Source organism: Ferrimicrobium acidiphilum DSM 19497, assembly GCF_000949255.1.
Classification (GTDB): Bacteria; Actinomycetota; Acidimicrobiia; order Acidimicrobiales; family Acidimicrobiaceae; genus Ferrimicrobium; species Ferrimicrobium acidiphilum.
Genome location: NZ_JXUW01000025.1, coordinates 37,141 through 48,684, shown reverse-complemented (window position 1 = coordinate 48,684; position 11,544 = coordinate 37,141). Strand labels below are relative to the sequence as shown.

Annotated in this window: 12 protein-coding genes and 1 pseudogene; 12 read left to right on the top strand and 1 reads right to left on the bottom strand. The window is 55.9% G+C overall.

Going from position 1 to position 11,544, the window contains the following annotated elements; genetic code table 11:
* The 12 genes and pseudogenes from FEAC_RS11025 to FEAC_RS10965 all read left to right on the top strand — a co-directional run.
* Positions 1–550, top strand: a 550-nt coding sequence (locus tag FEAC_RS11025; RefSeq protein ID WP_160290386.1) for a transposase, incomplete at its 5' end; no start/stop codon positions are given.
* Positions 551–1,020: 470 nt separating this feature from the next.
* Positions 1,021–1,989, top strand: coding sequence for a phosphotransferase enzyme family protein (locus FEAC_RS11020; RefSeq protein ID WP_052566266.1), 969 nt, complete (start codon positions 1,021–1,023; stop codon positions 1,987–1,989).
* A gap of 350 nt (positions 1,990–2,339) precedes the next feature.
* Positions 2,340–2,978 (top strand): pyridoxamine 5'-phosphate oxidase family protein, encoded by a 639-nt coding sequence (locus tag FEAC_RS11010; RefSeq protein ID WP_035390247.1) that lies wholly within the window; start codon positions 2,340–2,342, stop codon positions 2,976–2,978.
* A 167-nt stretch (positions 2,979–3,145) separates the two neighbouring features.
* A complete protein-coding gene (gene hisD, locus FEAC_RS11005; RefSeq protein WP_052566265.1) occupies positions 3,146–4,465 on the top strand; it encodes a histidinol dehydrogenase in 1,320 nt (439 codons plus the stop codon).
* Positions 4,465–5,499, top strand: coding sequence for a pyridoxal phosphate-dependent aminotransferase (locus tag FEAC_RS11000; protein WP_035390246.1), 1,035 nt, complete (start codon positions 4,465–4,467; stop codon positions 5,497–5,499). Before hisD ends, FEAC_RS11000 begins: the two co-directional genes overlap by 1 nt.
* A complete protein-coding gene (locus FEAC_RS10995; protein ID WP_035390245.1) occupies positions 5,496–6,086 on the top strand; it encodes an imidazoleglycerol-phosphate dehydratase in 591 nt (196 codons plus the stop codon). Before FEAC_RS11000 ends, FEAC_RS10995 begins: the two co-directional genes overlap by 4 nt.
* Before the next feature lie 96 nt (positions 6,087–6,182).
* Positions 6,183–6,794 (top strand): imidazole glycerol phosphate synthase subunit HisH, encoded by a 612-nt coding sequence (gene hisH / locus FEAC_RS10990; protein WP_035390244.1) that lies wholly within the window; start codon positions 6,183–6,185, stop codon positions 6,792–6,794.
* Entirely contained in the window at positions 6,791–7,543 is a 753-nt protein-coding gene (locus FEAC_RS10985) for a 1-(5-phosphoribosyl)-5-[(5-phosphoribosylamino)methylideneamino]imidazole-4-carboxamide isomerase (protein WP_035390243.1), read from the top strand. Before hisH ends, FEAC_RS10985 begins: the two co-directional genes overlap by 4 nt.
* On the top strand, positions 7,531–8,301 hold the full coding sequence (hisF, locus tag FEAC_RS10980) for an imidazole glycerol phosphate synthase subunit HisF (protein WP_035390242.1): 771 nt from the start codon (positions 7,531–7,533) through the stop codon (positions 8,299–8,301). Before FEAC_RS10985 ends, hisF begins: the two co-directional genes overlap by 13 nt.
* Before the next feature lie 12 nt (positions 8,302–8,313).
* A complete protein-coding gene (locus FEAC_RS10975) occupies positions 8,314–8,643 on the top strand; it encodes a GroES family chaperonin (RefSeq protein WP_035390241.1) in 330 nt (109 codons plus the stop codon).
* Between the two features lie 78 nt (positions 8,644–8,721).
* Positions 8,722–9,048: pseudogene (gene hisI, locus FEAC_RS10970) on the top strand (phosphoribosyl-AMP cyclohydrolase); the annotation flags it as partial.
* Between the two features lie 20 nt (positions 9,049–9,068).
* On the top strand, positions 9,069–10,571 hold the full coding sequence (locus tag FEAC_RS10965; protein ID WP_035390240.1) for an anthranilate synthase component I family protein: 1,503 nt from the start codon (positions 9,069–9,071) through the stop codon (positions 10,569–10,571).
* Here FEAC_RS10965 and FEAC_RS10960 read toward each other — a convergent pair.
* Positions 10,546–11,460: a YgfZ family protein gene (locus FEAC_RS10960; RefSeq protein WP_035390239.1), complete on the bottom strand. Its 915-nt coding sequence runs from the start codon at positions 11,458–11,460 to the stop codon at positions 10,546–10,548. The two genes, FEAC_RS10965 and FEAC_RS10960, sit on opposite strands and share 26 nt — an antisense overlap.
* Positions 11,461–11,544 lie beyond the last annotated feature (84 nt).

Below are 11,544 nucleotides of genomic sequence, written 5' to 3'. Positions count from 1 at the left end.
ATTTCATGTGGTTAAGTTGGGAACCGAGGCCCTAGAGGAGGTACGCAAGGATCTCTGGCGGGAGATGAGAAAGCTTCCCTCTCCTACCTTTGCCCGTAAGTTCGCCGGGGCACGGTGGGCACTGTTGAAGAATCCAGGAACCCTAACCAAGCGTCAAGGACTAGCCCTCTTAGCCATCAAACAACGAGGGGGAGCCCTATGGCGAGCTTATGAGATGAAGGAGTCCTTACGGGCGATCTTTGCTGGTGACCTCGAGATCGACGAGGTGAATGAGATGCTCGATCACTGGTGCAAGCGAGCCTCACGCTCACGACTATCGAGTTTCATCCGACTCTCAAAGACCATCCGAACTCATCGAGACGGGATACTTGCCTCCATCAGACTTGGGGTATCCAATGGAAGGGTCGAGGGACTCAACACCAAAGTTCGCTCCATCATTGCCCGCTCGTATGGGTTTCACTCCGCCAAGGCTACCCTCGCACTGGTGATGCTAGCTTGTGGACCGATTGACTTGAAGTTACCCTATGAAAGGGCGAGTTTATCCACATGAATGTCAATAGAGCCAGGTCACGACTACCGCTGTAACTCGAGCGATAGCTGATCTTCCAGAATGCATGGTCGTCCTTTGCCATTGATGTTGCTGTAGGATCTAGAGGGTCTATTGAGTTGTTGGCAGTGAAACACTGCCGGTGTGAGCTGACTTTAGATAGCTTTGTGACTGGTTGGCCTGCCAGTGGCGCTGCTCTATCCACAGCTTAGTTGCTGAGGTAGCAGATCGTCGTGGCGACTGGCGACAACCGACACAATACCAACAATTCATCGCTGATCTTCGCAGCGGACGTCTAAGTTTTGGGTGCTGGTGTGCTGACGCCGGCTTGGCGCTTAGCTGGTTTCTAATCCAGGTCGGTGCGGGGAAGTGGCCACCCAAAACTAATTTTAGAGCCCAAATGCATTGATCTGGTGGATCGATGTACCGGCATTGATGATAAGGATATACATGGAGGCGCATAGAGTGATTCGATGAACTGGAGTCAGTTGCAGCGGGCGTGGCCGTTTCTAACCGGTGCGCGGGTTGTGAGGGTCGAGCGCTCAGAGAACACCACCTGGTTGCTTCGGTGTCCAGCGGGTGGTTTTGCCCTGCGCCGCTACCGTGACGGGTACTCCAATGTTAGAAGTATCCGTGCAGAACTAGGGTTCATGCGACTGGCTGCTGCGGCTATCGGGGCAGCCATTCCAGAGGTCTTCTCTACTAGCTCAGATGACGAGATTCTGATGGCGTCGGATGGGACGTATGTGCTGTTTTCCTTGATCGAGGGCATTGAGGCCACCCATGAAGATATGGTGCGTATCGCTCCTCAGCTCGGAGAGGTGACTGCGACACTTCATGCCTGCGTCCAAGAGTCTCGCCAACTCGATGATTGGGAACCGGACTCACGATGGACATGGGATCTAAGTGCCTTCGAGGGATCCACACCGCGATGGGGAGCTTGGCAGTTGGGGGTCGCTAAGGATGATGAGCACTTGCTCGATTGTCTTGGTGCCGCCTACGAGGAGATGCATCGGCGTCTTGGAACAGCATCGCGAGATACGCAGAGCTTCGGACTCATCCATGCTGACCTGCGTGCGGCGAATCTTCTTCTGGTCGATTCGAACTTGGTTGGGATTATCGATTTTGACGACTGTGGTCTTGGCTGGTTTGTCTATGACGCTGTTACGGCGCTCTCGTTTTATGAGGCTAGACCAGAATCGTTAGCGCTCATTGAGGGTTGGATGACTGGCTATAAGCGGATTCTAGATCTGGACATGACGATGCTCAAGCTTGTGCCCTCATTGGTGATATATCGAAGACTACTGTTGACAGCGTGGCTGCACTCGCATCCGCATGCGTCTGTATCCGGTCTCTCGAGGTCAACTTTTGGATATGATACCGAGAGGCTTGCTAGTCGTTACCTTGAGGCTCCTGAGGACATCGAATATATGTTGTCATAGAGAGGTCTGATTCTCTCACGCGAGCAGCGGTTGGTGCAACTCGAACTGGCTGCCGATCTGGCTAGTATCACTAGTTTTGTTGTCGATGCCCGGAGCTGGGATGGCAACTGACCTTCGATCCACAGCGGTTGGTCCTGTGCGTGACCGGATAGGCGCGAGAGCTGATCGGCTCGTAGCTGTGTCGACATTAGCTCGTCGGGTTCGATCGCTGTTTGCACCTAAGAGCATCCTCTCGATGCGCGGGAGATTAACAGCGAGTGGTGGACAAGCCCGCAGCCGTGTTGCGCTATGGACGTAACCGGTCGGGCACAGGTTCGCCAATCAGAGTGACCAACGGGTAAGCTTAACCGATGGCACGCACCGACCTTACTAGAGAGCGCCACCGTGGGTCTGACGATATTGCGGAACTGCACCGGTTGCTTGATACGCAGATGGTTGGACATGTAGGGATCCAGACAGATAACGGGCCGCTCGTTATTCCCACCGCCATTGCACGTTTTGAGAGCCAGTTGCTTATGCACGGTTCCGTAGCGTCGGGGTGGATGCGTTTGGCTAAAAAAGGGAATCAGGTGTCTGTCGCCGTAACCCAGGTTGATGGGATTATCGTCGCGCGCAGTGCGTTTGAGTCGAGTATCCGATATCACTCCGCGGTCATCTTTGGTACTCCGCAACTGGTGGCCGACGATAGAAAGCTCTGGGCTCTGACCGTTATGACCGAGAAACTCATACCGGGACGAACTGCCGAGATTCGACAGCCTACCGAGAAAGAGATTGCGCAGACGATGGTACTTAGCCTGCCGATTGAGGAGTGGTCGTTGAAGATCTCCGACGGCTGGCCAAATGACGGACCGGACGATCGGGCGAGTGCGGTTTGGGCAGGGGTCGTTCTAGAGGGTCGGAGGCTTAGATCAATCCTGCCGGCACCTGACTTGAATGTGGTTGCTGAGGTTCCAGCATCGGTCAGAGCTCTCGGCGAGCCTGCCAGTTAAGCTAGTAACCCTCGAGCTCGGGCGGAACTCTAGTCGCCGTCTTTGGCGCGGGGGCTGTGTGGTGATGCTGAGACAAAGATGGATTGAGCGTCCAGAGAGGCTGGAGTACCTACACTTTCACCAAGTGATATCCTGACTTTCGATTAGATGAGTGGCAAGGAGCCTGGATGGAGAAGATGACTTTGACAGATCAAAGTGGCGCTTTAACGACCGTCGATTTGCGCATGCGTCAGGGGACCTTGACGGTCGATGACATCCCACGGCCAGCGGCTCCCGACGAAGAGACGGTTGGCCGCGTACGTCAGATCATTGCTCAAGTTCGTGCTGAGGGTGATGTGGCACTTCGGTCGCTAACCAAGGAGCTAGATGGTGTGGATCCGGTGTCCTTGGTGCTCGGGCGAGAGCAGATGGAGGAGGCCTTCCACTCGCTAGCAACCGAACTCGCCCAGGCGCTGACTGTAGCTCATCGACGTATCCAACAGGTCTACGAGGCGGAGGTACCTACGTCATCGCGAGTCTCGGCGGACGGCATAACTGTTGTACGCAGGAACGTACCGGTGCGTTCAGCAGGCTGTTATGTCCCAGGTGGGAGCGCTCGTTATCCTTCGACCGTGCTACACACTGCCACCGTAGCCGCCGTGGCCGGCGTCGAGCATATCGTGGTAGCCACACCGCCTTCGCCTGAGGGATCGGTGGACGCGCCGACGCTGGCGGCTGCCTTTGTCGCAGGCGTGGAGGCGGTCTACCCAATTGGAGGCGCACAGGCTATCGCGGCACTCGCCTATGGTACCGAGAGTATTGAGCGCGTGGATACCATTGCCGGGCCGGGCAATCTCTATGTGGCTCTAGCCAAAGCACAGGTTGCACTCGATGTCGGCATAGGATCCTCCTTTGCTGGGCCATCAGAGGTGGTTGTCATCGCTGATCCTTCTGTTGATCCGCGTTATGCTGCACTCGATTTGGCGGTCCAGGCCGAGCATGGACCACACGGACTGGCATGGTTGGTGACATGGGACGAGCAGTATCTCCATGATGTCGACCGCGCTCTGGTAGCTTATGTGGACTCGGCTCCACGGCTTGGGGCCATCCGTTCAACGTTGGCCAACAACGGCTATGCAGCGCTGGTTCGTGGGCGAGAGCAGGCATTGGAGCTTGCCAACTTGATTGCTCCAGAGCACCTCGAGCTGCTTTACCAAGATGGAGAGAAGGATGCCGCTCTCGTTAAAAGTGCTGGAGTGACCTTCGTTGGTATCGATGGGACGGCGGCGTTCGGCGATTACGTGGCCGGTCCTTCGCATGTATTGCCTACCTATGGCACTGCCCGTTTCGCCAGCGGACTTGGGCTTGAAGATTTTTATCGACGCCAGCATACGGTGCTCATAGGTCCATCGGCCATCGATGAGCTTGGTTGGGCGGTCGAGGAGATCGCCAAGGTGGAGGGCCTGTACGCGCATGCCGAGTCGATTGCAATCAGGCGTAGGTCGTGATGCTCTCCCCATCGCTTCCTCAAGTACTTCAGAGCAGTTATCACTCCCCGCAGCTCGATGTCGAGGTTCGTCTAAACACCAATGAGTCTCCGTTGGCTCCTCCTGATGGGTTTCTCCGAGATGTCGCCAGCCGTGTGGTCGGTTCGTCGTTAAATAGATATCCCGATCGTCAGGCACGGGAGCTGCGTAGTCGTCTCGGTAGTCTCCATGGAGTCGGTGCTGAGGCTGTCTTCGTCGGTAATGGATCAAATGAGGTATTGCAGGCGATCTTCCTCGCCTACGGAGGTCCATGGCGCAACGTGTGGATCGCCGCTCCCACCTACGGAATGTACGCACAGATCGCCGCTACCACGAGGACGGAGTTGCTACATGGCCGCCGTAATCGAAGCGGTTCTGTCGATGCCGGACTGGTTGATCCTGATGCCGAGTTGGTCGTGATCTGTGATCCAAACAATCCGACCGGCATGGTTGAGCCGGCTGAACTTCGGTCGCTCCCTGCATCGAGGCCAAACCAGTTTTTTGTGGTAGACCGCGCATACCATGATTTTGATCTGCGTCAGATCCCGGAATGGAGTGGTGAGAACGTCGCGTTAGTACGCACCTTCTCCAAGGCGCTATCGTTGGCTGGTCTTCGTCTTGGCTATGTAGTCGCAGATCCAGCAGTTATCGAGGTACTCTACGCAATCTACTTGCCCTACCATCTATCGGCGTTGACGCAGATGGTGGCGCTAACCGCCCTCGACTGGTACCAAGAACTAACTGCGATGGTGCACATGGTCACGCATGAGCGAGACTTGATGGGAGCCCGGTTGGGGTCACTGGGTCTCGCACCATATCCGTCGGCGACCAATTTTATCCTGGTTGACATGGGGGTCAACGATGCCCATACCGTGTGGGAGCAGCTTGTCGCTCGTTCTGTACTAGTTCGGGATGCGAGTCAGTGGTCTGGTGTCGGGAATGCTCTGCGAGTTACCATTGGGACACCTGAGGAGAATACGCGGTTTATAACTACCCTTGAGGAGGTTTTAGGTTGAGATCAGCGACGGTACAGCGTAGCTCGCATGAGACCCAGGTGGTGGTGGCCATCGATCTCGATGGTGGAGATGTCTCCATCTCTACACCGGTGCCATTCTTCTCCCATATGCTGAGCCAACTAGGGGTACATGGCGGTCTTGGACTCTCGGTGGAGGCAACTGGTGATTGGATGGTCGACGCTCATCATCTGGTGGAGGATACCGGCATTGCGTTGGGTCAGGCCTTTCGAGAGGCTCTTGGTGACAGGTTGGGGTTAGAGCGCTTTGCCGATCGCACCGTGCCCCTCGATGAGTCGTTGATTCGAGTGGCTATCGATATCTCTGGCCGTGGGATGGCGGTTGTCGAGTTGGGCGGTAATCGTTCTTTGGCTCTTGGGACACCGGCCTTTTACGTCGAACATGCTGAGGAGTTTTTAGCTGCATTTGCCCGTCATGGTGGGTGTACTCTGCATGTACATTCTCTCGCTGACGGCAACACCCACCATCAACTCGAGGCCACATTTAAGGGGTTTGCAAAAACAGTTCACGATGCGACTCGCGTAACTTCAGATGCTGTTGTGAGCTCCAAGGGTCTCCTTGATGGATGACGATTACTATTGCGTCGCGAGACAGACACTTAGCCGCCGTCGCGTTGTTGGCGGCTGCGCTCTAGCCTTGCGCTCGCCTGTGATGTGGTGTCTATCATGGATGTAGCGGTGCTTGACTACGGCATAGGTAATCTCGGCTCGCTTTCGAACGCGCTGTCCTATCTTGGACATCGGGCAATTCTTGTCCGTGACCCTAGTCAGTTAGACGGATTCGAGCGGGCGATCCTCCCCGGAGTGGGACACTTTGGAGCCTGTGCATCGCGGCTTAGAGAGGCTGGCTTCGAGAGCGCGATCATCCAAAGAGTGCAAGCCGGTCAGTGGCTGCTCGGCATCTGTGTCGGCATGCAGCTGCTGTTTGAGGGTTCGGACGAGTCCGGCGAACCTGGTCTTGGCATCCTCCCCGGAAGGGTAGAGCGCATGCGACCAGATGTGCGCCTGCCTGAGATGCAGTGGAACCGGCTGATCATCGACGAACCGCGATCGATGATGTTTGCAGCTGTACCCGATGATCCCTGGGTCTACTTCGTGCACTCGTTCGCGGTGCGAGAGAGCGTGGATGCCGTCGCCTGGGAGGACTATGGCACCCGCTATGTGGCGGCGGTTGCTCGTGGGTCGTTGCTTGGAGTGCAGTTCCATCCCGAAAAATCTGCGCATACTGGCCTTAATATTCTTGCTAGTGCATTGACCGATGAGGCGGATAGCCGATGAGGTTTCTACCTGCGATAGATATGCTCGATGGACAGGCGGTCCGTCTCTCACAAGGTGACTACGCGAAATCTACCAACTTTGGCTCCGCGATAGAGGTGATCGAGCGGTTGCTGATACAAGGGATCGATGGCTTGCATCTAGTTGATCTCAATGCAGCTAGAGATCCCGAGGACCGAAGCAACCTAGCAACGCTTCGCCAATGCATCTCCTTGACACGGGCACACGATGTTATGGTTGAACTAGGAGGAGGCATACGCGATTTGGGTATGGTCTCAACTCTGCTCAGCTTAGGGGTTGACCGTGTTATCGTCGGTACGTCAGCATTGCAGCCTGGTAGCTGGGTTAGAGACATCGATCTAGAGCTGCGCCCCAAGTTGGTGGTTTCACTTGACTTTCGTATGCAAGAGGCTCAGCCGATGGTTGTGGTTGACGCTTGGCGACGAACCAGCGGTGTTCAACTTGAGGAGGCTGTAGATGAGTTCGCTCAAGCGGGCTTCGTGACCCAATTGATAACGCCTGTGGCTAGAGACGGGATGGCGAGTGGACCGGATTTGGAGCTCTACAGGCATCTAGTGACACTTTATCCCATCGCTCTCATCGCCTCCGGAGGAATCCGGGACGTGAAGGACCTTGAGGATCTCGCTGCAATTGCTCCTGGGGCCGGCTACCTGGAGGGGGCAATCGTTGGAACCGCGCTCTACCGAGGAACGCTCTCTGTGCTAGAGGGGTTACAGGCGTGCAACAGGTAAGAATTATCCCGTGCCTAGATGTTGCCGATGGCAGAGTGGTCAAGGGAGTCTCCTTCGTCGAGCTGAGAGATGCCGGAGATCCAGTGGCGATGGGGAGTGGTTACAGTGAGGCTGGCGCTGACGAGCTCGTCTTCTTAGATATTGCTGCTACTCGATCGGATCGCACAACCATCGTCGATCTTGTCGCTCGAGTAGCCGAGCGCGTCTTCATACCCTTTACCGTCGGTGGCGGGGTCGACTCACTCTCGGTGGCGAGCGCTCTCTTGAGGATGGGCGCCGACAAGGTTGCTGTGAATTCTGCGGCGGTTCGCAATCCGACACTTATTAGGGAGATTGCTGACGTCTTCGGGGACCAATGTGTGGTTGTGGCTATAGACGTACGCCGAAATGAGGTCGGCTTTGAAGTGGTTACTCATGGTGGAACCCGTCCGACCGGGATCGAGCTGTCGGCTTGGCTCGAGCGTGTGCAGGCCGAAGGTGCTGGCGAACTCTTGGTGACCTCGATGGATCGGGATGGCCACCTCGGAGGTTATGATCAAGCACTCTATGCCAAAGTACTCGCCGAGACCGATGTGCCAGTCATCGCCTCTGGTGGGGTAGGGAGCCTTGAGGATTTTTTGGCTGGAGCCAGGCTCAAGGTCCAAGGTTTACTTGCTGCGAGCGTATTCCATTTTGGAACCTTCACTATTGATCAGGTGAAGGTTTACCTTCGCGATGCTGGAGTCGAGGTTCGAGTGAAGGATGAATTAGATCTATGAAGAGAGAGTGCAATGAGTGAACTAGGACCAAAAAAGCAAGCTATCACCATGCTCGCCGATCGATTGTTGGTTCAGGTCCCCTCCGTCGAAGGTGAACGTACGGCGCGGTCGGGGATACTGATACCGGCTACCGCTCAGGTGGCTAAGCGCCTTACCTGGACGGAGGTCGTTGCTATCGGGCCAGCTGTCAGGACGATCAAACAGGGTGATCTGGTGCTCTTTTCGCCTGAAGATAGGTTTGAGGTGGAGATCCAGGCGGAGACGTACCTCATCCTTCGCGAACGTGATATACACGCTGTCGCCTCCGATCGGATCGACTCCGGAACTGGACTTTACCTCTAACCTGCTTGGCTGAATGATGTGTGGGTTCGTCGCGTTAATGATCGGCGAGGATGGCAGGCGCCGAGTGAGGAGTGCTGAATGAATTATGACGACAAGCTTATGGAGAGCCTTGTTTTCGATGATCGAGGTCTGATGCCGGCGATCGTGGTTGATGAGCAAGGACAGGTACTGATGCTTGCCTATGTTGACCGGGAGGCACTTGACCGGATGCTGCATGATGGAGAGACTTGGTTCTACTCACGTTCGCGTAAGGAGTATTGGCACAAGGGTGCAACCTCTGGTAACACCCAGGAGGTTGTGAGCATCGACGTCGATTGTGATGCCGATACTCTGCTCCTTCGGGTTCGACAACATGGGTCCGGTGCCTGCCACACGGGGAGCTACAGCTGTTTCACCAGAGGGCTGGCCGCTAGCGAGTTGGATAAATGAGCTTCGACGAGTTCCAGCGATCGGCGGAGAAGCACTCGCTGGTGGCACTAACACAGACGTTGTTGGTCGATACGATTACGCCGGTTGCTGCCTTTGATGCCCTCGTTGGGGCTGACGGTGACGGTTTTATCTTTGAGTCAGTCGATCAGGTAGGACGATGGTCGCGCTTCTCTTTCGTTGGTCGCTCTCCGTTGGGCCGAGTAGTGGTGCGTCATGGATCGATCGAGACCCTTGGCCATCTGCCGGTGCAGCCAGTGAACGGGGAGGGGATCTTTGACTACCTTGAACGGCTGACCGCGGCTCTCTCGATGGAGCCGCTGGATCCGATTCCTTTTGCGGGTGGACTACTCGGTTATCTTGGTTATGACGTGGTTCGTGAGATCGAACCCACGGTTGGCGAGACGGTTGTCGATGATCTCGAGCTGCCAGATGTACTCCTTAACCTCGTCGGTGAACTTGCAGTCTTTGACCACTGGTCCCAGACGGTGACCCTGGTGGTCAACGTCCTTCTTGATCCGGGGCGCGATAGGCGTGACCAGTATGACGAAGCTACTGCAGATTTAAAGCAGCTGGCGGATGATTTTTGCCAGATTCGCTCGGACTTGGGACCAAACTTGATCTCCACCCCCCAAGGAGCCGAACGTGCGTTGCTCGACGACGCCTCAACCGTCTCCTATGAGGCGATCGTTGAACGTGCCAAGGAGTATATCCTTGCAGGTGATATCTTCCAAGTTGTGCTCTCACGTCGTTTCGACTTCCCACTGCTTGCTGATTCCCTCTCGCTCTATCGGGCATTACGTATTACCAACCCAAGTCCTTATATGTACCTACTCCAGGCACGCGAGGTTACTGTGGTTGGGAGTTCACCCGAAGCACTGGTCACCGCTGATCGCAACGGATCGGTGATGGTTCGCCCCATCGCTGGTACCCGTCCCAGAGGGGCGAGCGATGACGAAGATGCGCGCTACATCGAGGAGCTCAAGGAGGACCCGAAGGAGCGTGCTGAGCACATAATGTTGGTTGATCTAGCGCGAAATGATGTCGGTAAAGTTGCTGAGTTTGGCTCCGTAGAGGTGGCTAACCTTATGATTCCAGAACTTTTTGCAAAGGTGATCCACTTGACTAGCGAGGTGGTAGGGCGCTTAAGTGTTGGGGTAAGTCACGTCTCGCTGTTGAAGGCTACATTGCCTGCTGGAACCCTCAGTGGTGCGCCCAAGGTCAGGGCTATGCAGATCATTGACGAGCTTGAGAGCACACGGCGTGGCGTCTATGGAGGTGTGGTCGGATATTTCAGCGCTCACGGCAGCCTCGATTTTGCTATCGCTATACGCACCGTCGTCGTCGATCCGGCGGGAGTCTGTCACCTGCAGGTAGGTGCTGGAATCGTGGTCGATTCGATTGGCTCGAATGAGGCGGCCGAGACCGTTTCGAAGGCGGCCGCGGTAGCCAGGGCGGTGATGGTCGCCAGAGGTCTTACGGGGCGAGTGCGACTGGGATAGCAAACTCAGGAAGCCCGTCGATTAGAAGTCCGACGTGGTTCGCAAACCTGCGCTTGACCCAGCCACTGATGACGACGCTCGCATCCTCGACCAGGAGAGCACGGACCTCGCCTGCGCTGCTATCAGACTCTGCGCTCAAGTTCAAAGGCAGACTCGCGATGCTGGTGAAGGGCTCGCACGAGTCCGGTGTGAACCTACAGACAAATAGCGAGATTGGCGGTTTGGCATTGCGTGAATCGGTCCGAGCGACCAGCTCTTGACCCACATAGCAGCCCTTAGTGAAGCTCACCCCGTTAGCTACCAATGCCGGTACGCCAGCGACCAAGAGGTCGGCCGGCGCATCAACTGGAAGGTGAGTTGCCAGTCGCGCCAGTCGTGATCGGGTGAAGTGTTCAAGGGTGGCTGGACCGCCCAAGTCAGTGGTTGGAAGCAAGCGGGAATCTAAAGGCCAGAGTGGATTGGATCGAGGATCCGCATCTACCAACCAACTGACCTCTTCGGGGTGGATCTCCGCCTTGACTCGTATCCGAAAGCGATGCAAGCGCTCACTCAGTAGGGTTAGATGCTCACAATAGGTGATAAGACGCAGGTGGTCAGCGGAAACCTGCTGTATACTCACTATGGTGACAAGCTTGCCATCGGGTGTACAGATCGCGGCGAGGAGCTGCCTTTTGTCTGTCAATTGGCTGAGGTCGTTCGTGACCTGTCCTTGAATGAAGCGAATTGCATCCGGGCCCTCGATTGCGAGTGAGCCGAGTGGAACTTCGAGCGTCGACTCCGGATCTGGTGCAGTCGCCGCTGCTGTGGCGGTCGGCAGCTCAGCGCCTGTGGGTTCTTTGACTGAGCCTCCGGAGTTGGATGCCGGTTGGTCGGTTCGTGACGTTTGCATCTGGATATCCAGTCTATCGCTTTGGTTTAGATCAAACGCGGATCAAGGATGCACAGGAGTTGCCGATAGGGTTCGGGTGAGGAT